This is a genomic window from Roseateles sp. NT4 (assembly GCF_051857475.1).
Taxonomy (GTDB): domain Bacteria; phylum Pseudomonadota; class Gammaproteobacteria; order Burkholderiales; family Burkholderiaceae_C; genus Pelomonas.
Genome location: NZ_JBPZGZ010000002.1, coordinates 807,285 through 831,782, shown reverse-complemented (window position 1 = coordinate 831,782; position 24,498 = coordinate 807,285). Strand labels below are relative to the sequence as shown.

22 protein-coding genes are annotated in these 24,498 nt (G+C 67.7%); 6 read left to right on the top strand and 16 right to left on the bottom strand.

The features are described from left to right. Positions 1-11: 11 nt before the first annotated feature. The 5 genes from ACS5PN_RS13485 to ACS5PN_RS13465 form a co-directional block, all read right to left on the bottom strand. Positions 12-1,556: a SpoVR family protein gene (locus ACS5PN_RS13485; protein ID WP_439465567.1), complete on the bottom strand. Its 1,545-nt coding sequence runs from the start codon at positions 1,554-1,556 to the stop codon at positions 12-14. A gap of 53 nt (positions 1,557-1,609) precedes the next feature. Continuing rightward, on the bottom strand, positions 1,610-2,890 hold the full coding sequence (locus ACS5PN_RS13480; RefSeq protein ID WP_439464474.1) for a YeaH/YhbH family protein: 1,281 nt from the start codon (positions 2,888-2,890) through the stop codon (positions 1,610-1,612). A 15-nt stretch (positions 2,891-2,905) separates the two neighbouring features. Beyond that, positions 2,906-4,828: a PrkA family serine protein kinase gene (locus ACS5PN_RS13475; RefSeq protein WP_439464473.1), complete on the bottom strand. Its 1,923-nt coding sequence runs from the start codon at positions 4,826-4,828 to the stop codon at positions 2,906-2,908. A gap of 472 nt (positions 4,829-5,300) precedes the next feature. Further along, positions 5,301-6,200 carry a ParB/RepB/Spo0J family partition protein gene (locus ACS5PN_RS13470; protein WP_439464472.1) on the bottom strand — a complete coding sequence of 300 codons (900 nt, stop codon included), beginning with the start codon at positions 6,198-6,200 and terminating at the stop codon, positions 5,301-5,303. Positions 6,201-6,215: 15 nt separating this feature from the next. Further along, a complete protein-coding gene (locus ACS5PN_RS13465) occupies positions 6,216-6,755 on the bottom strand; it encodes an RBBP9/YdeN family alpha/beta hydrolase (protein ID WP_439464471.1) in 540 nt (179 codons plus the stop codon). 51 nt (positions 6,756-6,806) lie between these two features. Here ACS5PN_RS13465 and argC point away from each other — a divergent pair, with 51 nt between their 5' ends. The 3 genes from argC to ACS5PN_RS13450 all read left to right on the top strand — a co-directional run bounded on the left by argC (position 6,807) and on the right by ACS5PN_RS13450 (position 11,404). Then, complete coding sequence (gene argC / locus ACS5PN_RS13460) at positions 6,807-7,754, top strand: N-acetyl-gamma-glutamyl-phosphate reductase (RefSeq protein WP_439464470.1); 948 nt, start codon at positions 6,807-6,809, stop codon at positions 7,752-7,754. A gap of 84 nt (positions 7,755-7,838) precedes the next feature. Beyond that, positions 7,839-10,115 carry a hypothetical protein gene (locus ACS5PN_RS13455; protein ID WP_439464469.1) on the top strand — a complete coding sequence of 759 codons (2,277 nt, stop codon included), beginning with the start codon at positions 7,839-7,841 and terminating at the stop codon, positions 10,113-10,115. Further along, positions 10,112-11,404, top strand: a complete 1,293-nt coding sequence (locus ACS5PN_RS13450; protein WP_439464468.1) for an esterase/lipase family protein — start codon at positions 10,112-10,114, stop codon at positions 11,402-11,404. The genes ACS5PN_RS13455 and ACS5PN_RS13450 overlap by 4 nt, the downstream gene beginning before the upstream one ends. Before the next feature lie 22 nt (positions 11,405-11,426). On the opposite strand, the gene ACS5PN_RS13445 is transcribed toward ACS5PN_RS13450, so the two are convergent. The 7 genes from ACS5PN_RS13445 to mnmG form a co-directional block, all read right to left on the bottom strand. Beyond that, on the bottom strand, positions 11,427-12,452 hold the full coding sequence (locus ACS5PN_RS13445) for an OmpA family protein (RefSeq protein WP_439464467.1): 1,026 nt from the start codon (positions 12,450-12,452) through the stop codon (positions 11,427-11,429). A 19-nt stretch (positions 12,453-12,471) separates the two neighbouring features. Beyond that, on the bottom strand, positions 12,472-13,500 hold the full coding sequence (locus ACS5PN_RS13440; RefSeq protein WP_439464466.1) for an OmpA family protein: 1,029 nt from the start codon (positions 13,498-13,500) through the stop codon (positions 12,472-12,474). Between the two features lie 111 nt (positions 13,501-13,611). Continuing rightward, complete coding sequence (locus tag ACS5PN_RS13435; protein WP_439464465.1) at positions 13,612-14,358, bottom strand: GNAT family N-acetyltransferase; 747 nt, start codon at positions 14,356-14,358, stop codon at positions 13,612-13,614. Further along, positions 14,351-14,890: a GNAT family N-acetyltransferase gene (locus tag ACS5PN_RS13430; RefSeq protein ID WP_439464464.1), complete on the bottom strand. Its 540-nt coding sequence runs from the start codon at positions 14,888-14,890 to the stop codon at positions 14,351-14,353. Before ACS5PN_RS13430 ends, ACS5PN_RS13435 begins: the two co-directional genes overlap by 8 nt. Further along, positions 14,887-15,660 (bottom strand): ParA family protein, encoded by a 774-nt coding sequence (locus ACS5PN_RS13425; RefSeq protein ID WP_439464463.1) that lies wholly within the window; start codon positions 15,658-15,660, stop codon positions 14,887-14,889. The genes ACS5PN_RS13430 and ACS5PN_RS13425 overlap by 4 nt, the downstream gene beginning before the upstream one ends. A gap of 125 nt (positions 15,661-15,785) precedes the next feature. Then, positions 15,786-16,412, bottom strand: a complete 627-nt coding sequence (rsmG, locus tag ACS5PN_RS13420; RefSeq protein WP_439464462.1) for a 16S rRNA (guanine(527)-N(7))-methyltransferase RsmG — start codon at positions 16,410-16,412, stop codon at positions 15,786-15,788. Further along, complete coding sequence (mnmG, locus tag ACS5PN_RS13415; protein WP_439464461.1) at positions 16,409-18,358, bottom strand: tRNA uridine-5-carboxymethylaminomethyl(34) synthesis enzyme MnmG; 1,950 nt, start codon at positions 18,356-18,358, stop codon at positions 16,409-16,411. Before mnmG ends, rsmG begins: the two co-directional genes overlap by 4 nt. Before the next feature lie 225 nt (positions 18,359-18,583). Here mnmG and ACS5PN_RS13410 point away from each other — a divergent pair, with 225 nt between their 5' ends. Genes ACS5PN_RS13410 through ACS5PN_RS13400 form a run of 3 tightly spaced genes read left to right on the top strand, consistent with a single transcriptional unit; the run spans position 18,584 to position 20,585 of the window. Then, entirely contained in the window at positions 18,584-19,753 is a 1,170-nt protein-coding gene (locus ACS5PN_RS13410) for a M23 family metallopeptidase (protein WP_439464460.1), read from the top strand. A 33-nt stretch (positions 19,754-19,786) separates the two neighbouring features. Beyond that, positions 19,787-20,047, top strand: coding sequence for a YkgJ family cysteine cluster protein (locus tag ACS5PN_RS13405; protein WP_439464459.1), 261 nt, complete (start codon positions 19,787-19,789; stop codon positions 20,045-20,047). A gap of 28 nt (positions 20,048-20,075) precedes the next feature. Continuing rightward, the gene (locus tag ACS5PN_RS13400; RefSeq protein ID WP_439464458.1) at positions 20,076-20,585 is read left to right on the top strand and encodes a hypothetical protein; all 510 of its coding nucleotides are present in this window, start codon (positions 20,076-20,078) and stop codon (positions 20,583-20,585) included. On the opposite strand, the gene ACS5PN_RS13395 is transcribed toward ACS5PN_RS13400, so the two are convergent. Genes ACS5PN_RS13395 through ACS5PN_RS13380 form a run of 4 tightly spaced genes read right to left on the bottom strand, consistent with a single transcriptional unit; the run spans position 20,582 to position 24,469 of the window. Further along, complete coding sequence (locus ACS5PN_RS13395) at positions 20,582-21,076, bottom strand: hypothetical protein (RefSeq protein WP_439464457.1); 495 nt, start codon at positions 21,074-21,076, stop codon at positions 20,582-20,584. The genes ACS5PN_RS13400 and ACS5PN_RS13395 overlap by 4 nt on opposite strands. After that, positions 21,073-22,236 (bottom strand): ABC transporter permease, encoded by a 1,164-nt coding sequence (locus ACS5PN_RS13390; RefSeq protein WP_439464456.1) that lies wholly within the window; start codon positions 22,234-22,236, stop codon positions 21,073-21,075. Before ACS5PN_RS13390 ends, ACS5PN_RS13395 begins: the two co-directional genes overlap by 4 nt. Then, positions 22,233-23,015, bottom strand: a complete 783-nt coding sequence (locus ACS5PN_RS13385; protein WP_439464455.1) for an ABC transporter ATP-binding protein — start codon at positions 23,013-23,015, stop codon at positions 22,233-22,235. The genes ACS5PN_RS13390 and ACS5PN_RS13385 overlap by 4 nt, the downstream gene beginning before the upstream one ends. Beyond that, complete coding sequence (locus ACS5PN_RS13380; protein ID WP_439464454.1) at positions 23,012-24,469, bottom strand: alpha/beta fold hydrolase; 1,458 nt, start codon at positions 24,467-24,469, stop codon at positions 23,012-23,014. Before ACS5PN_RS13380 ends, ACS5PN_RS13385 begins: the two co-directional genes overlap by 4 nt. Positions 24,470-24,498 lie beyond the last annotated feature (29 nt).

The following is a 24,498-nucleotide window of genomic DNA, read 5'->3' as shown; positions in this document are numbered from 1 at the left end:
GGGGGCGAGTATCAACCCGCCTGGGGCGGCACGCTCCAGCGCTTGGTCACGTCGCCGCGCTGGTTGACGCTTTCGAGCTGCACGCCAAAGCCCCACAGGCGGCCCACATGCTTGAGCACCTCCTGGGCGCTGTCGTGGAGCGGGCGGTTGAGGTGCTGCACGTGGCGCAGCGTCAGCGACCGGTCGCCGCGCAGGTTGACGTTCCAGACCTGGATGTTGGGCTCGCGGGTGGACAGGTCGTACTGGCGCGAAAGCGCCTGGCGCAGATGGCGGTAGCCGCCTTCGTCGTGGATGGCCGAGATCTCGTACTCGCTCTTGGCCTCATCGTCGAGGATGGAGAAGAGGCGGAAGTCGCGCATGATCTTCGGGCTCAGGTATTGGCCGATGAAGCTCTCGTCCTTGAAGTTGCGCATCGCGTGGTCGAGCGTGGGCAGCCATTCGCTGCCGGCGATGTCGGGGAACCAGTCGCGGTCTTCGTCGGTCGGGTTCTCGCAGATGCGCTTGATGTCGGTGTACATCGCGAAGCCCAGCGCATACGGGTTCAGGTTGGCGCCCGGGTGCTGGTAGACGACGTTGGTGTGGGACTTGAGCCACTCGATCATCATGCCGTCGGACAGATAGCCATCGTCGTACATCTGGTTCAGCAGCCTGTGATGCCAGAAGGTGGCCCAGCCCTCGTTCATGACCTGGGTCTGGCGCTGCGGATAGAAGTACTGGGCGATCTTGCGCACGATGCGCACGACCTCGCGCTGCCAGGGGTCGAGCAGGGGCGCGTTCTTCTCGATGAAGTAGAGCAGGTTCTCCTGCGGTTCATCGGGGAAGCGGCGGCTCTCGGCGGCCTCGTCCGGGCGGTCGGGCTTCTTGGGCAGGGTGCGCCACAGGTCGTTGATCTGCGACTGCGCATGCTGCTCGCGGTCCTTGAGGCGGGCACGCTCCTCGGCCAGGGACAGCTTGGCGGGGCGGCGGTAGCGGTCGACGCCGTGGTTCATCAGCGCGTGGCAGCTGTCCAGCAGGGTCTCGACGGCATCCAGGCCGTAGCGCTCCTCGCATTCGGCCACGTAGTTCTTGGCATAGACGAGGTAGTCGATGATGGACGAGGCATCCGTCCACATGCGGAACAGGTAGTTGCCCTTGAAGAAGCTGTTGTGGCCGTAGCAGGCGTGGGCGATCACGAGGGCCTGCATGGCCAGCGTGTTCTCCTCCATCAGATAGGCGATGCAGGGGTCGGAATTGATGACGATCTCGTAGGCCAGGCCCATCTGGCCGCGCTTGTAGTTGCGCTCGGTGCTGATGAACTCCTTGCCGTAGCTCCAATGCCGGTAGTTGACCGGCATGCCGACCGAGGCATAGGCATCCATCATCTGCTCGGCGGTGATGACCTCGAGCTGATTGGCATAGGTGTCCAGGCCGAAGCGCTCGGCCGTGTTCTTGATGACGGTGTGGTACTCGTCGATGAGCTCGAAGCTCCAGTCGTTCGGCGAGGGCAGGGGCTGGCTGGGACGCTGCGGCAGCGGCTTCATGCGCTGCAGCGGCTGGCGCTGGCGGCGCTCGGTCATGCCCTTGGGCGGAACGGCAACGCGCTCGGGGTGGCGTCTGTCTTCGAGGCTGCTCATGCTGGCGCGCCTTCCTTCTTGAACAACTCACGGAAGACCGGGTAGATCTGCGAGGCCTCGACGGCCTTGCGCATCGCGAAGTGCTTGGCGTCCTCGGCGAGCTTCTGGTACTCCTCCCAGAGGTTCTGCTCGGGCTCGGCCACCTGCACATAGGCGAAGTAGCGGCACAGCGGCAGGATCTTGTCGGCCAGCAGCTCGCGGCAGCGACCGCTGTCGTGGTGCCAGTTGTCGCCGTCGCTGGCCTGGGCACCGTAGATGTTCCACTCGGTCGGCGAGTAGCGCTCCTTGATGATCTGCTCCATCAGGACGAGAGCCGACGAGACGACGGTGCCGCCGGTCTCGGTAGCGTGGAAGAAGTTCTGCTCATCGACTTCCTGGGCCTGGGTGTGGTGGCGAATGAAGACGACGTCGATCTTCTCGTAGTGCCGCGTCAGGAACAGGTAGAGCAGGATGAAGAAGCGCTTGGCCAGGTCCTTGCGGCCTTCGTCCATGGAGCCGGACACGTCCATCAGGCAGAACATGACGGCCCGCGTCGTCGGCACCGGGATGCGCACGCGCGAACGGAAGCGCAGGTCGATGGGGTCGAGGAAGGGAATGGCCTTGATGCGCTCGCGCAGGTGCTGGATGCGCTCGCGGGTTTCGAGCAAGAGGCGTGGCGTCTCCGGCCGGTCTTCCTTCAGCAGCTCCTGCTCGCGGGCTTCGAGTTCGTGCAGTTCGCGGCGCTTGTCCATGCCCAGGGCAATACGGCGCCCCAGGGCCCCGCGCATGGAACGCACGACGTGCAGATTGGTGGGCGTGCCGTCGGAGACGAAGCCAGCGCGCTGTGACCGCCACTCGGGCGTGTCGGCCAGTGTCGTGCGGGCCAGGTTGGGCAGGGCCAGGTCCTCGAAGAAGACCTGCATGAACTCTTCCTTGCTGAGGTGGAAGACGAAGTCGTCCTCGCCCTCACCCTGGTCGCTGGCCTCGCCGCCCCCACCGCCGCCGCCCTGGCCACCCTTGGGCTTGGCGATGCGGTCGCCCTTCACATACTCCTGGTTGCCCGGCCGCACGACCTCGCGCACGCCGCCGTCGCCGTGGCCGAAGACGGGCTCGCTGAGATCCTTCTTCGGAATGTGGACGTCCTCACCGCGCTCCATGTCGCGGATGCCACGGCCGTCCACCGCGCGTTTCACCGCCTCGCGGATCTGCTCCTTGTGTCGGCGCAGGAAACGCTCGCGGTTGCCGATGGACTTGTTCTTGCCCGAAAGGCGTCGATCAATGATCTGCTGAAGCGACATGCCCCACCGCCTTGTTCAGCTGGACTTCCTCACGCGCAGATACCACTCGCACAACAGCCGGACCTGCTTGGCCGTGTAGCCCTTGTCCACCATGCGCTGCACGAAGTTTTCGTGCTTCTTGGCGTCCTCGGCGCTAGCCTTGGCGTTGAAGCTGATGACGGGCAGCAGCTCCTCGGTGTTCGAGAACATCTTCTTCTCGATGACGGTGCGCAGCTTCTCGTAGCTGGTCCACAGCGGGTTCTTGCCCGCGTTGTTGGCCCGCGCCCGCAGCACGAAGTTGACGATCTCGTTGCGGAAGTCCTTGGGGTTGGAGATGCCGGCCGGCTTTTCGATCTTCTCGAGCTCGCCGTTCAGCGCCGAGCGGTCGAAGACCTCGCCGGTGTCGGTGTCGCGGTACTCCTGGTCCTGGATCCAGTAGTCGGCATAGGTCACGTAGCGGTCGAAGATGTTCTGGCCGTACTCGCTGTAGCTTTCCAGGTAGGCGGTCTGGATCTCCTTGCCGATGAACTCGGCATAGCGTGGCGACAGCTGCTCCTTGATGTAGCTGACGAACTTTTCTTCGGTCTCCTTGGGGAACTGCTCGCGCTCGATCTGCTGCTCCAGCACATACATCAGATGCACCGGGTTGGCGGCCACCTCGGAGCTGTCGAAGTTGAAGACCTTGGACAGGATCTTGTAGGCGAAGCGCGTGCTGATGCCGCTCATGCCTTCGTCGACGCCGGCGTAGTCGCGGTACTCCTGGTAGCTCTTGGCACGCGGGTCGGTGTCCTTCAGGTTCTCGCCATCGTAGATCTGCATCTTGGAATACAGCGACGAGTTCTCCGGCTCCTTCAGACGCGTCAGCACCGCGAACTGGCTCATCATCTTCAGCGTGCCGGGGGCGCACTTGGCCTCGGCCAGCGACGAGCCGCGGATCAGCTTCTCGTAGATCTTGACCTCTTCGCTGACGCGCAGGCAGTAGGGCACCTTGACGATGTAGACACGGTCGAGGAAGGCCTCGTTGTTCTTGTTGTTGCGGAAGGTCTTCCACTCGCTCTCGTTGCTGTGGGCCAGCACGATGCCGTCGAAGGGGATGGCGCCGAAACCCTCGGTGCCCTTGTAGTTGCTTTCCTGGGTGGCGGTCAGCAGCGGGTGCAGCACCTTGATGGGCGCCTTGAACATCTCGACAAACTCCAGCAGGCCCTGGTTGGCCAGGCACAGGCCACCGGAATAGCTGTAGGCGTCGGGGTCGTCCTGGGCATAGGTCTCGAGCTTGCGGATGTCGACCTTGCCGACCAGGCTGGAGATGTCCTGGTTGTTCTCGTCACCCGGCTCGGTCTTGGCCACGCCCAATTGCTTGAGCACGCTGGGATAGCGCTTGACGACCTTGAACTTGCGGATGTCACCGCCGAACTCGTCCAGTCGCTTGACGGCCCAGGGCGACAGGATGCGGTTCAGGTAGCGGCGCGGGATGCCGTAGTCGCGCTCCAGCAGCGGGCCGTCCTCGATCAGATCGAAGAGGCCGAGCGGGCTCTCGTTGACCGGCGAGCCGGCCAGCGCGTAGAAGGGCACATGCTCCATCAGCTGCTTGAGCCGCTCGGCGATGGAGCTCTTGCCGCCGCCCACAGGCCCGAGCAGATAGAGGATCTGTTTCTTTTCCTCCAGGCCCTGCGCAGCATGCCTGAAATAGGACACCACCTGCTCGATGGCTTCTTCCAGGCCATAGAACTCGGCGAAGGCCGGATAGATCTTGATGGTCTTGTTGGCGAACAGCCGCGACAGGCGCGGGTCGTTGCGCGTGTCGAGCATCTGCGGCTCGCCGATGGCCTGCAGCATGCGTTCTGCGGCCGTCGCATAAGCAAGCGGGTTTTTCTTGCACTCCGCGAGGTACTCCTCCAGCGTGAGTTCCTCGACCTTGCTGCGCTCGTAGCGCGCTGCGAAATGGCTGATGACGTCCATGCCCACCTCCTGCGGTTTGAACTCCACGCAGTCACAGGCACGATCCGTGCCCGAGGGGACTGGGGGGTTCTGATCGCGCCTCAACTGCAAGGCGTCATCAGAACTCTCCACTTCGCTGATCAGCAGCTTCTCGCTGCGGCTCTCTCGTCGATCTGAAGAATAAGCCGCAATCTTCCTGTCAACAGCCCACCAACAACAAAGCTCGCTCTTTCGTTGACAGGGTGCTGGTCCAGCATACGCCCGCAGTTTGGGCAAGACCTGGCACTTTTCGGTCAGACCACACAAACATGGGGGCCTTGTGGCTGGGTGCCGACAGCGGCTGCCGGTGAAGAACTGTTGCGACAGTGATGGGTGTCACGGAGGCCCCAGCGCCCCACTGAATCCAGGGGGCATCGTCGCCCCGTATCCAAGTGTTGAGCGCCCGCCCGCAGCATCTTGTCGGACGCCGCCTCATTCCGTTGGACCCTGCGAGTCAGCTGCCGCGCAGCTTCTCGAGGATGCCCGACAGAGCGTCGAGCGAATCGAAGTGGATGGCCAGTTCGCCGCTCTGGCCGCGCTTGCTCTTCTTCTTGACGCGCACTTCGACGGTGGCGCCGAGGGCGTCGGCCAGCTCCTCCTCCAGCCTCAGCACGTCGCGGCTCTTGTCGCTCTTCACGCGCAGCAGCGGCGTCTGGCGGGCGGCGCCCTGGTGCTTGGCGACCAGCTTCTCGGCCTCGCGCACGCTCAACTTCTTGGCGGCGATCTCGCTGGCCGTCGTGATCTGAACAGCACCATCCAGCGGCAGCAGGGCGCGGGCATGGCCCATGTCCAGGTCGCCGGCCATCAGCATGTTCTGCACCGGCGCCGAAAGGTTCAACAGGCGCAGCAGATTGCTGGCTGCGCTGCGTGAACGGCCGACCGCCTGGGCGGCCTGCTCATGCGTGAGGCCGAACTCGTCGGTGAGCCGCTTCAGGCCGTGGGCCTCTTCCAGCGGATTGAGGTCTTCGCGCTGGATGTTCTCGATCAGCGCCATCGCGGCGGCCGACTCGTCGGGCACCGCCTTCACCAGCACAGGCACCTCGCGCAGGCCGGCAAGTTTTGCGGCACGGAAGCGGCGTTCGCCGGCAATGATCTCGTAGGCGACGCCGCCATTGGGCGTGATCGGCCGCACCAGGATCGGCTGCATGATCCCTTGCGCCTTGATCGACTCGGCCAGCTCGTACAGCGAGCCCTCGTCCATGCGTGTGCGCGGTTGGTATTTGCCGGCCTGCATCTGTTCGAGCTTCAGCGTGCTGGGCGTGCCGTCGCGCTCAGGCGCCGGGGTGTCGCTGACTTTGGGGCCGAGCAGGGCTTCCAGGCCGAGGCCGAGGCCTTTGGGTTTCTTCGTGACCATGGCGCGGATTGTCCGTCAGCGTTTCGAGAGGCTTTCCAGCAGCTCCCGCCCCTGCGGCCAGTCCCCCAGGCCGGACTCGGCGTTCAGATGACCCCGCGGCCCGGCGACGACGACGCTGCTGCCCCAGTCGGCCGCCATCTGGCTGCTGCGCTCGGCGGCGCCGAAGGGGTCGTCGCTGCTGATGACGGTGATGCTGGGGAAGGGCAGGCGGGGCCGGCGGATGGGGCGCCAGTTGTGCAGCTGGGGCGGCATGTCCTCGCGCTCGGTGTCGGGCGGGGCCACGAGCAGGGCGCCTTTCACGCGGCCCGTGTGCTGGGAATGCTCGGCCCAGGCGGCGACGAGCTGGCAGCCCAGGGAATGGGCGACGAGCAGGGCCGGGGCGTCGTCCTGCAGCAGCACCTCATCCAGGCGCGCCATCCAGTCGCCACGGCGCGGCCAGTCCCAGTCGTGCTGCTCGACGCGTTCGTCGCCGTGCAGCCGCTCCCAGCGGCTTTGCCAGTGGTCCGGGCCCGAGTTTTGCCAACCGGGGAGAAGCAGTACACGCTCAGATTTCATGGTTTGCCCTTATCCTGCACAGTTCGATTTTCAGCGGTTGGAGCAGCGGCGATGACGTTCAAGGTGTTTGTGGATGGCCAGGAAGGCACCACGGGTTTGCGCATCCACGAGTACCTCGCGGCGCGCAAGGACATCGAAGTGCTGAAGATCGACGCCGACAAGCGCAAGGATCCGGCCGAGCGCTCGCGCCTGCTGAACGCCGCCGACGTGGCCTTCCTGTGCCTGCCCGACGCGGCTTCGCGCGAGGCGGCCTTCATGGTCAACAACGACCGCACCTGCCTCATCGACGCCAGCACGGCCCACCGCACGGCGCCCGGCTGGGCCTTCGGCCTGCCCGAGCTCGCCCGCGGTCAACGCGGCGCCATCCAGGCCAGCAAGCGCATCTCCAACCCGGGTTGCCACTCCAGCGCCTTCATCCTGGCGGTGCGTCCTCTGGTCGACGCCGGCCTGCTGCCCAAGGACGCGGCCGTCAGCGCCACGTCCATCACCGGCTACTCGGGCGGCGGCAAGACCATGATCGCCGAGTACGAGCAGCAGCCGCTGCCGGCGCACCTGAAGGCGCCGCGGCCCTATGGCTTGGGGCTCAAGCACAAGCACCTGCCGGAGATGGCCGCCCACACCGGCCTGGCCACGCCGCCGGTCTTCCAGCCCATCGTCAGCACCTTCTACAAGGGCCTGGCCGTCAGCGTGCCCCTGCACCTGAGCCAGCTCAAGGCCGGCACGACGCCTGAGGCCGTCCACGCCGCCCTGGCCGCCCACTACGAGGGCGAGCGCTTCATCAATGTGAAGCCGCTGCGCGATGCAGCCACGCTGGAAGCCGGCTTCTTCGACGTGCAGGCCTGCAACGACACCAACCGCGTCGACCTGTTCGTGTTCGCGTCGGACACGCAAGTGCTGCTGATGAGCCGCCTGGACAACCTCGGCAAGGGTGCCAGCGGCGCGGCCGTGCAGAGCATGAACGTGCACCTGGGCGTCGAGGAAAGCCTCGGGCTGGTCTGAACCGGAAATCGGGGCGCTGAGGCGCCGTCCAGCGACATAGGATGACGCTTCTCGTGGGGAGGCGCGATGTCGAAGACTGCAGGCATGGATCCTGTTCTGGCCCGGATCTCTTTGGTCATTCCGGGCCGCACGATCGCCTTGGGTGGCAAACCCGAGGAAGGAGTGGCCGCGTGCCGGCTCGACAGCGAAGCCATGCGGTGGACCTATGTGCTGCGGGCCCGCGAACGTTGGCTCAGTTCCAGTGACGCCAGCAACAGCCGCGAAGAGCAGGCCTATCGCACGCTGAAGGGCTTTGGACTGAGGGACGCCGACCTGGAAGCCCTGGCCCGCGCCCCGCGCGTCGTTGTGCGCATTCCCTACACCTCCGAGCACGAGGGTTGGCAGGCCCGCATCTTTCCCTGGGAATACCTGCTGGCCAAGGCCACGCGGCGCTATCGCAACGTGGACAACCACCGCGTCACCGTGATGCGCGAGTTGGTGCCCAAAGCGCCGGCCTCCTGGCAGAAGTCCCGCCAGCCCAGCCTGCTCTATGTGCAGAGCGCGCCCGGCGGCTTGCGGCAGAGCTGGGACTTCAGCGCCGAAACCAGGCGGCTGAAGCGCGCCCTGGGTGGCACCCGCCTGGTCGAGTTGAAGGATCCGAGCTGGCAGCAGCTGCACGATGTGGTGAAGCAGCTCCAACCCGACCTCATCCACCTGAGCGGCTTTGACAACCTGGCGGGCCTGAAGGCTCTGCGCGACCTGGTGCCCGAAGCCGAGGCGGTGGAGGCCGAATTTGGCCCCATGCGCCTGGACGAAGTGCTGGCCAAGGAGTCCAGCGTGCCCGACGGCATGCTGCTGGCCGGTGAGGCCGCCGGCACGGCCGTGATCGGTGCGCAGCGGCTGGCCGAGGCGCTGCGAGCGGGCGGAGAGCACTGCGCCTACTTCGTCTCGGTGAGCCTCGAGAACTCGGCCGCTCGCACGGCGGCGCTGATCGTGGCGGAGCGTGCGGCGCTCTCGGCCGTCGGCTTCCAGGACGCGATCGAGGACCAGCTGGTGGACTTCTTCTTCGAGCTGGTCTACAGCCAGCTCGACCAAGCCGTGTGGAACCTGCCGCTGGCCTTCGAGAGCGCCTGGATGCGCGTGCGCAAGGAGCCCCGGGCCACGCGAGCCACCGGCGTCACCTTGTGGATGGGCGCGCCGCTGAACGAGGCCGCCTTCAACCAGGGTGAACCTGCCGCGGCCGAGTTGCGCGATGCCGGTACGCCGCCGCGGCTGCAGGCCGTGCCGGAGGAGGAGCTCAACTACGCGGTGCTGCACAACAACGGGCGGCTGTTCCGCCAGATCGTCGTGGAGCGGGGCAGCGCGCTGCCCGACGACTGGCTGAGCGTCGATGTGGAACTGCAGCTCGGCCCCGAGCAGGCCCGCTGGCGCAAGCGCTTTGTCGCCGGCGAGACGCGCTTCGACCTCAGCAACGAGGTGCATGTACCGCTGACCGCGGCGCTGATGCGCTCGCTGCAGGAGGCGGTCAACAGCACCCTGATGGTCCAGCTCAGCCACAACGACAAGGTGCTGACGCGCGACAGCCATCGCCTGCGCCTGCTGCCCGTCGACCAATGGCGGGACAACGACAAGGACGGCCAGTGGCTGCCGTCCTTCGTGCTGCCGCGCGATCCGGCCGTCGTCAGCGCGGTGGAGCTGGCGCAGCGCTATGTGCGCATCCTGCGCGACAACCCGGCCGCCGGTTTCGAGGGCTACCAGGCCGCGCCGAGCACCGAGGAGGAACAGCTGCGCGAGGTCGACCTCCAGGTGCAGGCGATCTGGGCCGCCCTGCTGCATGAATGGCGGCTGGGCTATATCAACCCGCCGCCGTCCTACAGCAGCAAGCTCGATTCGCAGCGCCTGCGCACGCCCAGCGCCATCCTCGGCGGGCGGGCCGGTACCTGCCTCGACCTCGCCCTGCTGTTTGCCGCCTGCCTGGAGCTGATCGATGTCTACCCGGTCATCTTCCTGCTCAACGGCCATGCGCTGCCGGGTTATTGGCGGCACAACAGCTTCCAGGCCGACTATCTGGCCGTCAGCGGCGAGGGCGCGCATGGCGCGATGGCCGGCGCGGCGGATCGCAACTCCTCCGCCAGCCTGCAGCGCTATGCCTGGCAGGCCATCGGCAACGCACCCTACCGTGAGGTGAGGCAGCTGATCCGCGCGCGGCGCCTGGTGCCGATCGAGACGGTGAGGCTGACCGAGCACTGCGGCTTTGTCGAGGCGGTGGAGGCGGGCATCGATGCGCTGGCGGAAGCGGAAGACTTCCATTCGGTGCTGGACGTCGTGACGGCACGCATGAAGGGCATCACGCCCTTGCCCATTGTGGAGGAGAGGCCATGAGCAGCAGCAAGCTCTGGGCCGACGTCAGCGACAGGCTGGCGTTGGAAGAGGCGCCGACCCAGCTCAGCACCCTGCCGATCGGCCAGCGCCGCCGGCGCGCCGCAACGCGCGACGCCGATGGCCGCGCCAAGGTCGAGCTGGTGCGGGACGAGGACGGCCTGCTGCGCTGGGTCTATTCACCGCCGACCACGCCGGGCGGCACGGGGCGGCGCTCCTACCGCTCGATCCGCGTGGCGCCCGACGACGTGGTGCAGAGCTTTCGCTTCAACGACTTCGGCGCCAATGCGGTCACCGACAAGCTGATCGAAGCCGACAACTGGCTGACGCCCGATCAGGGCATGCAGCGCTGGCAGGACGGCCATCTGGTGGCCGATGCCCAGCCCCAGATCGACAAGGGCCGCGTGCTGCTGCTGGTGCATGGCACCTTCAGCAAGTCGCAGATGTGGTTCGACGAGTTGCAGGCCACCGAGGCCGGCCGCAAGCTGCTGGCCGGCTGGCAGCAGAAGTACAGCGCCATCCTGGCCTTTGGCCATGCCACCCTGTCGGTGGCGGCCTGGTCCAACGCCCTCGATCTGCATCGGGCCCTGCTGAACGTCAGTGCGCCCATCGACGTGGTCTGCCACAGCCGCGGCGGCCTGGTGGTGGGCTGGTTGATGCGGCTGCGCGCCGTGCCGGTGGAGCGCGTGGTCTTCGTGGCCTCGCCGCTGGTGGGCACCAGCCTGGCCGCGCCGGACAAGCTGCGTGCCGCCCTCGACATGATCGCCAGCTATGCCGACGCCGTAGCGGCCGTCAGCAAGCAGGCGACGGGCATCCTGCCCTTCGCCGAAGGCGTGTCGCTGCTGGCCAAGATCTTCGGCAAGGTGCTGCACCTGGGCAGCACCACGCCCATCGTGGATGCCGCCGTGGGACTGGTGCCGGGGCTGGCGACGCAGCAGCTGGTCAAGAACAACAGCGATGTGCGCCAGCTGTTCGCCGACCCCTGGCTCAGCAAGCCCAAGATGTTCGGCATCGGCGCGTCTTTCCAGCCCGATGAGAGTGCGCAGCCGATCTGGAAGTTCTGGCGGCGCTTCAGCCACATCGGCGACCAGGTCAAATACGGCGCCGCCGACATGGTCTTTCCCGGGCCCAACGACCTGGTGGTGGACGTGGACTCGATGTTCCGCCTGGGCGAGGGCGGCAACATCGCCTTCGAAGCCCTCGGCGTGGGCCCGACCACCCACCACACCAACTACTTCCGCGACGAGCGGGTGATCGCCTATCTGGGCGACCAGCTGTCGATCCAGTCCTGAGCGGCCGCGCGATTCGGGTGCGCTACTGGGCGACGAGTTCCACCCGTCGATTCCTGGCCCGCCCGGCGTTGTCGCCATTGCCGGCCACCGGCGCCAGATTGGCCAGGCCCTTGGGCACGAGGCGCTTGGCATCGACCTTGTAGGGCGCGGCAGTCAGGGCCGCAACGACGGCCTGGGCGCGGGCGAGGCTGAGCTTCTCGTTGGCGTCGAAGCTGCCGACGTTGTCGGTGTGGCCGACGATGTACGCCTTCAGCGAGGGCTGGTTCTTCAGCAACTCGGCCATGGCATCGAGCTGGGCCTTGGATTCGGGCTTGAGCTCGGTCTTGCCGGTGTCGAAGAACAAGCCGGTCAGCGTCACGCGGCCCTCGGCGGCGAGACCTGCCTGAAGCGCGGCGGGGTCGACCGTGACCTGGCCCGTCTCCATGGCCTTGGGCTCGACGACCTGGACATAGGTGGCGACCAGGCCGGTCGTCGCGTTGGCAGCCAGCGAGTTGTAGATCAGCACGGTGGCTTCCTGGCCGGGCTTGCCCAGCGTGCCGACCAGCATACGGCCGTCGTCAGGGGACAGGGCCGAGGTCAGGTCGTAGCGGCTGCCGGTGGGTGTCTCGACCGAGCCCTTGGCCCAGACGAAGGCCTTGCTTGGAGCACTCGTCTTCAACCAGGCGAAGTAGAGGTCGGCGCAGTCGCGCTCGCAGGCAAAGCGCTTCTTGAAGCCGGCGGCGTTCAGCGCCTGCTCGTAGTTGCGCCACACCTCCAGCGAGGCCTTGCCGCGCGGGGCGATGTAGACCGTCTGCGTAACCTTGCCTTCCAGGGTGAGGATGTCCTTGAACTGGCGCTTGTCCGCCTTGGACAGCTCGGCGCCGGCGGGCAGCACGGCGCTGTCCCAGTTGGAGACGCGCTGGCCGGCCAGCCAGGAGCCGGCGAAGCGCTTGATGAGGGGGTGGTCGGCGGCGCCGGGCAGGTCGACCGCGGGGGCGTCGGCGGCGAAGGCGCCGGCCTGGACGACCAGGGCCAGCAGGGCAGCGGCGAGGCGGGCGGAGGTCTTCATGGTCAGTGTTGTTGTGAAGTTATTGAGGCACCATCTCGACACGACGGTTTTTGGCGCGGCCGTCTTCGCCGGCATTGGACGCGACGGGCGCAAAGCCCGCATTGCCGTGCGGCAGCAGGCGGTTCGCGGCAATGCCGCGCTGGGTCAATGCCGCGATGACGGCCTGGGCGCGGCCCTGGCTGAGCTTGAGGTTGGCGTCCACGCCGCCGACGTTGTCGGTGTGGCCGACGATGAAGACCTTGAGCGCCGGCTGGGCCTTGAGCACGGCCACCATCTGATCGAGCTGGGCCGCGCTCTCGGGCTTGACGTCGGTCTTGCCGGTGTCGAAGAGCAGGCCGTACAGCGCAATCCTGCCCTCTGCCTGCAAGCCGGCGCCAATCGCCTTGGCGTCCACCATGACCTGGCCCGTCGGCATGGCCTTGGGCTCGACGATCTCGACATAGGTGGCGGCGCGATGCGTGTATTCGTTCTCGGCCATTGACGTGAACAACAGCAGGTACAGCGTGCGGCCGCCGCTGGTGAGCGTGCCCACCGTCATGCGGGCCTGCTCGTGGCTGAGGGCCATCTCGAGGTTCCAGGCGGCGCCCGCGTGCGCGCCGTCCGCCGCCGGCAGGTTGCCCTCGGCCCACCGCATGCCCTTGGCACGCTCGGAGCCTTCCAGCGCGAAGTAGGCCGTGGTGCAGCCCTGGGCCTCACTCTCGCACTGCCAAGTCACCTTGAAGCCGGCGGCGGTCAGCGCCTGCTGGTAGTTGCGGTAGACCTCGAGCGGGCTCTTGCCCAGCGGCGCCAGATAGAAGAGGCGGGTGACCTTGCCTTCGACGCTGACCGGGTTGGCGAACTTGTCGTTCTCGGTCTTGGACACACCGCGCGCATCCGGGAAGTTGCGCTGCTCCCAGTCCTGCTGGGCATAACCCGCCAACACGCTGCCGGTGAAACGCTTCAGGACCGGGTGGTCGGCGCTCTTGGCGACGTCGGTCTTGGGCGCATCGGCAAAGGCCGCGGTGCAGAGGATCAGGGAGGCGAGCAGGGCGGCGCGGATGGGCGTCATGAGTGGCGGCGGGTTGGGTGGCGCGATGTTGATGCAGCCAACGCAGCGGCCCGAGTCGCGGACGACCTGCAAACGTGGGAGCCGAAAGGGGTGACGCGCCCCAGCGAGCGCTCAGAGCAGCTCGGCTTCCGGGCTGCGGTAGTGGTAGCGGTAGGCGAAGACAAAGCCCATGCGCGCATACAGGCGCTTGGCGACTTCGTTGTCGCTGCCCACCTGCAGATAGGCCTGTCGGGCGCCCTGATCGTGGGCGAGGGCCAGCAGGGCGCGGCACAGGCGCTCGGCATGGCCCTGGCGCGGCACGGCCGAGAAGATGTCGTAGAGGCCGACGATGTCCCGGTCGACGACCATCTGGCCGCAGGCGAGCAAGGCACCGCCGGCGTCGTTCAGCGCGAAGCCCTGGTAGGTGACTGGAGCGTTAGCGATGCGCTCGGCGTGGGCGGCGATGGCGGTGTCGGAAGACCCGCGCAGCCCACCGACGAGGCGGGCATAGGCCGCGGCGTCGAGGGCCTGGAGGGCGACCGGTGCAGTCTCGGGTGCGAGGGTGGCCATCACCATGACGTCGGCCGCGTCGAAGGCACTCCAGCCCTTGGCGGCGAGGTGGGCATCGAGGTCGGCCGGTTGACTCCAGGGCGTCACGCGCACGGCCAGAGGCAGTCCTGCGGCGTCATAGGCCTGCTGGCAGCGGGCCAGCAACTCGTCCAGCGGCAGGGTGCCCTGGCGCAGCGCGTTGATGCAGCGCGAGCGCTTGGCCTTGCCGGGCGACAGGCGGATCAGCCAGCCGTCGATGTCGGCCTGTTGCGGCGGCGCGCTGGCGTCCAGACCGGCGCGTTCTGCACGCAGGGCGAGGGCGTCAGTCATCGCTCAGCAGCGCTTGGGGATCGCGCCAGACGCAGCGCCATTTGGGCAGTGATGTGCCGCCGAAGGGTGTGCTCATGCCCTGGTCGGTGAACTCGGCACCCATGCGGGCATAGAAGCGCTTGGCAGGTTCGTTGGCGTCCAGCACCCACAGGAAGAGGGGCTGGGCGTGCGCCGGGCCGAGCTCGCGCGCCACGGCCTGCAGCAGCCGGCGGCCGATGCCGCCGCCCTTGGCGTCGGGGTGGACGTGCAGGTTGTCGACCAGCGTGCCCCACTCGGGATCATGAGCGGGCATCACATAGGCAAAGCCGATCATCTGGTTTTCGGCATCCTCGGCCACGATGCCGAAGGCGGCCGCGGCGTCCGGCCCCTGCAGGCGCTCGCGCCAGACGGACCGGCGGTCGGCGTCGACCTCGTGGTCCAGGTACTGATCGCTCAGCATGCCGCGGTAGGCGCTGCGCCAGCTGGTGGCGTGCAGGGCGGCGACGGCATCGGCGTCGTCGGCACGCATGGGGCGCAGCGAGACCTTGCTCACCGCATCGTCTCGATCCGCTTCACCATTTCCTTGGCGAAGTCGACAAAGGCCTGGGCGCCCTTGGACGCCGGGTCGAAGACGACGCCCGGCAGGCCATAGCTCGGCGCCTCGGCGAGGCGGACATTGCGCGGGATGACGGTGTCGAAGACCTTGTTGCCGAAGTGGGCCTTGAGCTGGTCGCTGACCTGCTGCTGCAGCGTGATGCGCGGGTCGAACATGACGCGCAGCAGCCCGATGATCTGCAGGTCGGGGTTCAGGTTGGCGTGGATCTGCTTGATGGTGTTGACCAAGTCGGTCAGGCCTTCCAGCGCGAAGTACTCGCACTGCATGGGCACGATGACGCCATGGGCGCTGCACAGGCCGTTCAGTGTCAGCATGGACAGCGACGGCGGGCAGTCGATGAGGATGAAGTCGTAGTCCTTGGCCGCCTCGGCCAGGGCGGCCTTGAGCCGGGCCTCGCGACGCTCCAGCGCCACCAAGTCCACCTCGGCACCGGCCAGTTCGCGGTTGGCGCCGAGCACGTCGTAGCCGGCCTTGTCAGCCCGGGCCTTGGCCTCGGGCAGGGTGGCCGACTCCAGCAGCACGTCGTAGACGGTCAGCTCCAGCTTGCGCTTGTCGATGCCGGAGCCCATGGTCGCGTTGCCTTGCGGGTCCAGGTCGACGACCAGCACCCGCTGGCCGATCTGAGCCAGGCCGGCGGCGAGGTTGACGGTGGTGGTGGTCTTGCCGACGCCGCCCTTCTGGTTGGCGATGCAGAAAATCTTGGCCATCTGTTGATCTATTGGTCGGCGGGGTCGAGGCGCGAGGATAAAGGCGAACACAGCCACAGAGGCACAGAGACACAGAGGTGAGAGGCTGAATTTCTCCGTGCCTCAGTGCCTCTGCGGCTTTGTTTCTACTTCGGCCGCATCCAAATGATGCAGCGCTGGGCGTCCAGGCCAGGGACGGCCAGTTGTTCCACGTGAAACACATCCACGTCAGCGGGCAGGGCGGCGATCTCGTCGGCCGGATGCTGGCCCTTCATGGCCATCCAAACCGCACCCTCGGCCAAGTGCTGGCGGGTCAAACGGGTGAAGTCGACCAACGACGCAAAGGCGCGCGAGGTGATGACGCCGAAAGGCTCGGTCTCCAGTTGCTCGACGCGGCTGTGCACGCCGTGCAGATTGGGCAGCTTCAGCTCGGCCGCGACCTGCTGGATGAAGGTGGTTTTCTTGGCGACGGCGTCCACGCAGCTGACGTCGGTGCCGCGGCAGCAGATGGCGATGACGACACCGGGCAGTCCGCCGCCGGCGCCCACGTCCATCAGTCGAGCCGGCGCGCCGTGTTTTTGCAGTGGGGCGATGACCGACAGGCTGTCCACCAGATGGTGGCTGAGCATCTGCGCCGGGTCACGGACTGCGGTCAGGTTGTAGACCTTGTTCCACTTCTGCAGCAGGGCCAGATAGGCCAGCAGCTGGTCGAGTTGGGTGTCGCTGAGTTCGAGGCCGAGTTCGGTGGCTGCCGCGGTGAGCGTGTCCCTCATGCCGCTTCTGCTTCCGTGAAGCCCTTGAACTTGCCCTTCTTCAGGTGCACCAGCAGCAGCGAAATCGCCGCCGGTGTGATGCCGGAGATGCGCGAGGCCTGGCCCAGGGTCTCGGGCTTGTGCTTGTTCAGCTTCTGACGCGCCTCGAAGGAGAGGGCATGGACGATGCTGTAGTCGAGCTCATCGGGCAGCTTCAGGTGCTCGAAGTGGGCGGCGCGGGCGACGTCGTCGACCTGCTTGTTGATATAGCCGGCGTACTTGGTGCTGATCTCGACCTGTTCGGTGACGAGGGCCGCCAGCTCGGTGCCGAGTTCGGCGTTCAAGGTTTCACGTGAAACACCGACTTCGGGTCGCGCGATCGTGGCGACTTCGGCGACCGTGTCGAACACAACTCCCGGACGGCGCAACAGATCGGCCAGGCTGTACTCGCGCTCCAGCGCCTTGCCCACCAGCCGCTCGGCGTCGGCCGCCGGCAGGATGCCGGGGTGCACCCAGGTGCTCTTCAGCTTCTCGGTTTCACGTGAAACAGCGTCGCGCTTGCGGTTGAAGGCAGCCCAGCGCTCCTCATCCACCAGGCCGAGCTGGCGGCCGGTTTCGGTGAGGCGCAGGTCGGCGTTGTCCTCGCGCAGCTGCAGCCGGAACTCGGCGCGGCTGGTGAACATGCGGTAGGGCTCGGTGACGCCCTTGGTGATGAGGTCGTCAACCAGCACACCCAGATAGGCCTGGTCGCGCGCCGGCGTCCACGGGCCATCGCCGCGCACCTGCAGCGCCGCATTCAGGCCGGCGAACAGTCCCTGGGCTGCCGCCTCCTCGTAGCCCGTCGTGCCATTGATCTGGCCGGCGAAGAAGAGCCCTTGGATGACCTTGGTCTCGAAGCTGGCCTTCAGGCCGCGCGGGTCGAAGTAGTCGTACTCGATGGCGTAGCCGGGGCGCAGGATGTCGGCGTTCTCCAGGCCCGGGATGCTGCGCACCGCGGCGAGCTGGATGTCGAAGGGCAGGGAGGTGGAAATGCCGTTGGGGTAGAACTCGTGCGTCGTCAGGCCCTCGGGCTCCAGGAAGATCTGGTGCGAGTCCTTGTCGGCGAAGCGGTTGACCTTGTCCTCGATGCTGGGGCAGTAGCGCGGGCCCACGCCTTCGATGACGCCGGTGAACATCGGGCTGCGGTCGAAGCCGCTGCGGATGATGTCGTGGGTCTTCAGGTTGGTGTGGGTGATCCAGCAGGGCACCTGCTGCGGGTGCATGGCGGTGCTGCCGATGAAGCTGAACACCGGCACCGGGTCCAGGTCGCCGGGCTGCGCCTCGCACTTGGAAAAGTCGATGGTGCGGCCGTCGATGCGCGGCGGCGTGCCGGTCTTGAGCCGGCCTTGCGGCAGCTTCAGCTCCTTCAGCCGAGCCGACAGCGACACCGCCGGCGGGTCACCCGCACGGCCGGCGCTGTAGTTCTCCAGGCCGACGTGGATGCGGCCGTCCAGGAAGGTGCCGGCCGTCAGCACGACGGCGCGGCCGCGAAAGCGGATGCCGGCCTGGGTGATGGCGCCGACGACGCGGTCGCCTTCCACCATCAGGTCGTCCACCGCCTGCTGGAACAGCGTCAGATGCTTCTGGTTCTCCAGGCGACGGCGGATGGCGGCCTTGTAGAGGATGCGGTCGGCCTGGGCGCGGGTGGCGCGCACGGCCGGGCCCTTGCTGCCGTTCAGGATGCGGAACTGGATGCCGCCTTCGTCGGTGGCCAGGGCCATGGCGCCGCCCAGGGCGTCGACCTCCTTGACCAGGTGGCCCTTGCCGATGCCGCCGATGCTGGGGTTGCAGCTCATCTGGCCCAGGGTCTCGATGTTGTGGGTCAGCAGCAGCGTCTGCGCGCCCATGCGGGCGGCGGCGAGCGCCGCCTCGGTGCCGGCATGGCCGCCGCCGACGACGATGACATCGAATTCCTTGGGGTAAAGCATCTCGGTCCTGGAAAGAACAATGCCCGCGCGAGTGCGCTCGGGCCAACCGCCAATTTTAAAGAGTGGGTGTGGATAAGTCATCCCATATGGCCTTGGCGCGCGGTCGGCCATGCCGCATTGAGCGCAATCCGGACGCTTGAAGACCCGGGGAATGCAGGTGGTCGCTTCGCCCGGGCGGGGGTGGGCGTTGCTGTCCACAATGCGGCACGTCTTGAAAGGGCTCCCATGCGTCACCGCTTCGTGTTTTTGTCGGCCTGCCTTGCCGCATCCCTCTGCCAGCCGGCCTGGTCGCAAGCGCTGTCCGTGCGCTTCTATCCGACGCAAGGCGTTCAGCCCTACGCCGTCGATTCGGTGCGAGGCATTCAAGGCGTGCTGGTGCAGAACATCGCCATCAGCAACGACGGCAGCACACCCATCACGCTGGATTCGGTGACGCTGGCCGTCAAGGGCCCAGGCACGCCAACCGACTCCCGGTTGCTGGAAGCCGCGGACCTGGCCAGGAGTGCCGCCCGCGGCAAGCAGATGAACGACGCCGGCATGATCGAGCAGCTCGGCTTCCAGTTCGGCGGCGCTGCGTTGCTGGGCCCCAAGCCGGTCTTTGCGGCCTCGGCGACGCTGGCGCCGGGCGAGACGCTGATGCTGGTGCAGCAGTTCCTGAGCTACCGCGGCAAGCGGCCGGCCGTCACGTTGCAGGTCGCTGGCCACGACGCCAGCCAGCAGGCAGTCACTGCCATCGCTTCGCTGCCCATCCTCAGCGGCGCCAAGAACAAGTACCGCTTTCCGCTGGCGGGCACCTGGTTCATCGGTGCCGGCCCGACCGCACACTCCCATCACCGCTGGGTGGTGCCGCAGGAATTCGCGCTCGACATCGCGCGCATCGGCGAGGGTGGGCTGAGCTATCGCGGCAAGGGCAGCCGGCTTTCGGACTACTTCGCCTATGGCGCTCCGGTGCTGGCAGCCGCCGACGGCATCGTGCGGGTCGCACGCCAGGATGTGCCTGAATCCGTAGACGACCTGCGTCGCCCGGGCGAGGAGCAGGCCGCCTATCTCAAGCGCGTCGGCGAGCTGCAGGACAAGCGCATGGCCCAGGGCGAGGACGCCCTCATCGGCAACTATGTGCTGATCGAACATGCCCAAGGCGAGTCCACCGTGTATGCCCACCTCAAGACGGCCAGCGTGCGCGTCAAGGTGGGCGACACCGTGCGTGCCGGCCAGGTCATCGGCCTGCTGGGCAGCAGTGGCAACTCCACCGAGCCGCACCTGCACTTCCATGTCTGCGACCGGCCCCTGGCGCTGCGCTGCGCCGGTGTGCCCGCGAGCTTTGACAACATCGAGCTGCCTTATGTGGATCAGTTGCGCGAGCTGCAGTCCGGCGACATCGTCGTCGCCAAGTGAGGCACGGCCCGGCAGGCAAAATCGCTGCTGCCCATGGAATGCCGGCCCCGCTGCGCCGCCTGCTGCATCGCGCCCTCGATCAGCTCGCCCATCCCCGGCCATCCGAATGGCAAGCCGGCGGGTGTGCGCTGCGTGCAGCTCGACGACGAGGACCGCTGCAAGATCTTCGGCCGACCCGAGAGGCCGGCCGTCTGCGGCTCGCTGCCGCCGCACGAGGAGATGTGCGGCGAGAACCGTGAGCAGGCCATGCGCTGGCTGGGCTGGATGGAAACCGAGACGGCACCGGGCCACTGACCCTTGCGGCCGCACAATCGGCCGCGCCATGCCTGCCGTCACCGACATCCCCGTTCCACCCGCCAGCCTGCTGGGCCGTCTCACCGCCGAGCGCGACGCCTTTGCCGATGCCTACACGCTTTGCTTGCCGCGTGCCGTGACCCTGGCCGAGTTCGTCGAGGCTTTCTACACAACGCGCCTCTTCCGGGTTGAGCGGGCCCTGCTGGGCCTGTTCGGCAAGCCGTCCAGCGACGCCATGGCACGGGCCGTCGCGCGCGGCGAGGGCGAGCGCTTCGCGGTCTGGACGGTGCAGGCCCGCGAGGGCGACGAGCTGTTGATGCACGAGGACAGCGGCGCCACCCGCTCCTGGTTCAGGGTCGAGCCGGCCACGACGGCCGGTGCGACGGCGCTGTGGTTCGGCTCTGCCGTCGTGTCGCGCCGCAAGGGGCCGGGCGGCGAGCCGCGCTTCAGCTGGGTCTTCCACGCGCTGCTGGGCTTTCACCGCCTGTACTCGCGCGCCCTGCTGGCCGCGGCGGCCCGGCGGCTTCAGCGCATCTAGGGCCCGGCGCCCTTGCCGCTGACCTTGTCCGTCACGGACTGCTTCGTCGCGGAGTCTTCGATCCAGACCTCGCAGGCCTCGGCCGCGATGCGGCCGGCCACGCGGTAGGCCTTGCCCGCCTCGGGCGTGAAGACCACTTCGCCTTCGGTCCGGCAGGTCGGGTTCGTCATGGCCAGGATGGGCGTGCCGTACTGCGTGAGGGCCTGCAGGCGCACGCGGGCCGGACGCAGCGGCAGCTCGTTGCTGAGCGCCACGGGCGATACCCCGAAGCCGCGACCCTGGTTGGCGCGCACCGTCGCCATGCTGGTGGCCATCAGGCGCCGGCCGTCCACCTGGGTCATCTCGAAGACGTGCAGCAACTGGCCGCCGGCGGGTACGGCCTGGTCGGCCACGTTGACGGTGGGGCCGGTGTAGTCCGGCGGCGTGGCGGGCTCTAAACCGGCGCAACCGGCCAGCGCCAGCGCGCTGGCCAGGGCGAGGGCGGCCTTCATCGGGCCACCGCGGCACGCATCGAGCGAGCCACGTAGGCCAAGGCGAAGGCGGCCAGCGCGAAGCCGACGATGACGCCCGGCATGACCTGGCCCATGCGCAGGCTTTCACCCTTCAGCACGGCCATCATCAGCGTGTTCTGGGCAAGACCTGGCACCCAGTAGTACCAGGCCGCCTCGCCGCTCGGATTCAGCAGGCTGACCATGGGCATCAGCGTGACGGCCGTGATGACCAGGGTGCTGCCGGCCTGGGCTTCCTTGAAGGTCTTGGAGCGGATAGCCAGGGCCATCAGCAGGGCCGAGAGGCCGGCGGCGAGCGGGATCTGCAGCAGCCAGAAGGCCAGCACCTCGCCGCTGCCGAAGCTGAACTGGGCTTGCAGCACATCGCTCTTCAGCAGCCACTGCGCCGGCACGAAGCTCAGGCTCGACAGCAGGGCCACGGCCATGCCCAGCAGCGCGACGGCCCCCCATTTGCCGGCCACGATGGCGCCGTGCGGCGCGGGGTTCATCAGCAACGGTTCCAGCGAGCCGCGCTCGCGCTCACCTGCCGTGCTGTCCAGGGCCGCGGTCAGCGCGCCGTAGAGCACGGCCATGATGATGAACATCGGGATGATGCCGGTCAGCCGCGCCGCGCGGGCCTGGGCGCTGGCGAGGTCGCGCTCCTGCACGTCGACGGGTTCGAGCAGTTCGGTGGACACCCCGCGCATGGCCAGGTTGAGCATGGCGCGCTCGCGGTTGAAGCCGCCCAGCAGGCGCGCGATCTGGCCGACGCCGGCGTTGGCGCGCTGGTTGGCGCTGTCGCTGACGACCTCCACCGTCGGCGCCTCGCCGGCCAGCAGCTTGGCCTCGAAGTCCTTGCGCACGACAAGGACGGGCTCCAGCAGCGTGGTGGCGCGCAGGCCCGCCTCATAGTCGGCGGGCGCAGGCTTCAGCGTGTAGGTCTGGCGCTCGATGTAGTTCTTCAGCGTCGGTGCGGCCTCGATGCCGACGGCCAGGATCTCGCGCTTGTCGGCGCGCTCCTCCAGCGAGGCGATCAGGCCGGACAGGCCCATCAGCAGCAGCGGCCCCATCAGCACGGCGGGGATGAGCAGGCGCAGCAGCGTGCGGCGGTCGCGCAGCGCGTCGGACAGCTCTTTGGCAAAGACGATCAGGGCCTGTTTCATGCGGCCACCTCTTCGGGGAAGGCGAGTTTCACGAAGGCGTCCTCGAAGCGGGACTCACCCGCCTGCTCGAGCAGGCCGGGCACGCTGCCGTGGGCCACGCTGCGGCCCTTGGAGACGATGATGACCTCGTCACAGAGCTGCTCCACCTCCTGCATGATGTGGGTCGAGAAGACAATGCATTTGGCGCCGCCGGCGGGGCTGCGCAACCAGCGCAGGGCCTCGCGCAGGGCGCGGGTGGCCAGCACGTCCAGGCCGTTGGTGGGCTCGTCCAGCACGATGTTGGCGGGGTCGTGCACCAGGGCGCGGGCCAGGGCCGTCTTCATGCGCTCGCCCTGGCTGAAGCCGTCGGCGCGGCGGTCCAGGATGCCGCCCATGTCGAGCAGCTTGGCCAGCTCGTCGGCACGCGCATTCGCGGCATCCGGCGTCATGCCCTGCAGGCGGCCGTAGTAGACGATGTTCTCGCGCGCCGACAGCCGCGGGTAGAGGCCGTGGGCGTCGCCGAGGATGCCCATGCGCGACAGCGCCTTCAGCGGCGCGTCCTTCACCGCGATGCCGTCGACCGTGATGTGGCCGGCGTCCGGCGGCAGCAGGCCGGCCAGCATGCGCAGCGTCGTCGTCTTGCCGGCACCGTTGGCGCCCAGCAGGCCGGTGATGCGGCCGTTGGCGGCCTTCACGCTGACGCCCTGCACCGCATGCACGATGCGCTTGGCGCCGCGTTTGAACAGGCTGCCGCCGCTCTGCGCGACGAACTGCTTGTGAACGTCCTGGATATCGATCATTTCGCGGCCTGCACGGGTTGGAAGGCGACGGGTCGCGGGATGCGCATGGCGCACGCGGCGTCCTGGGGCAGGGCCGCGGCGTCGGTCTTGGCGTCGATGAAGCGGAACATCAGGTCGCGCATGCAACCCACGCCGGACACGCCATGGCCGGCTTCGGCGACGACGATGTGCTGCACGCGTTCCGGATGGCCGGCGCCCAGGGCCTGGGCGACATGCTCGCCGTGGCGCGGCGGCGTGGCGGGGTCGGCACCGCCGCTGAGCACGAGGACGGGGCTGGGCGCGGGTGGCATCTTGTAGAAGTCCGGTGCCACGTCGCCGCGCGGCCAGGCCTTGCAGACGCGGGCATACATCTCGGCGTCGGTGGTTCTGAAATCAGGCCCCGGCGCGTCCTTGGCGTCGCCGATGCGCGGCGCGTCCTCGGCGCACATGACCGAGAAATGCATGCCCATGGCCAGGCGCATGGACGGGCTGCTGCCGAAGGCTGTCGTCAGGCCGAACAGCGGCGCAAAGTTGCCGTCGGTGGCCGCGGCGTGGATGGCAGCGGGCAGGGCGGCGGCCAGGGCCGGCTGGTAGAGCGGCCCGCGCACCGAGCGCATCACCAGGTCGCGGTCGACGCTGAAGCGCTCCAGCACGCCGGTCAGCGGCTGCTGCACGGCGACCTGGCGCGGCAGCGAGGCCAGCAGCTTCTGCCAGTCGGCGCGCAGCTCGGGCTGGCTCTTGGCATGGGCTTCGAAGAGCTTGTCCAGGGCGGCCTGGCCGTCGGTGGAGAAGCTGGCCGGCAGGATCATGTCCGGCGGCGCGACGCCGTCGATGACGGTGCGTCTGACCTTGGTGGGGAACAGGCGCAGGTATTCCACCGCGGCACGCGTGCCGTAGCTGGCACCGACGAGATTCCACTGCGGCACGCCCAGCTGTTCGCGCACGGCGTCCATGTCCTGCATGGCGATGGTGGTCGTGAAGAAGCGCAGGCCACCGTCCTTGCCATAGGGCAGCTTTTCCAACCCGACACGGCATTCGTCGATGCGGCGCATCTGCGCGCCCGGCTCAAGCTGCTCGGCGACCGAGAGCTTGCTGTCGTCCGGGCAGTCCAGCGGTGCCGATTGGCCGGTGCCGCGCTGGTCGATGAAGACCAGGTCACGGCGGTTGTTCAGCCGGGACAGGCGCGGCAGCACGCGCGAGGCCACCTTGATGGCGCTCTGGCCGGGGCCGCCGGCCAGCAGCAGCACGGCGTCGGGCTGCTTGTTGCGCGCCAGGGCGGGCACGACGAGGTAATGGATGTCGACCTTCACGCCGTCCGGCCTGGCCGGGTCCAGCGGGCGCTGCAGGGTGCCGCATTGCAGCTCGTTGGGAATGCCGTCGATGCGGCAGGGCTTGAGCGGCGACGCTGCCGAGGCCGCGCTGCACAGGCCCGTCATCACCAGCGCCACCCCCAGGCGGCCTCTCCAGTCACGCATGCCAGTCTCTTGTTGTCGTTGGGATGGCG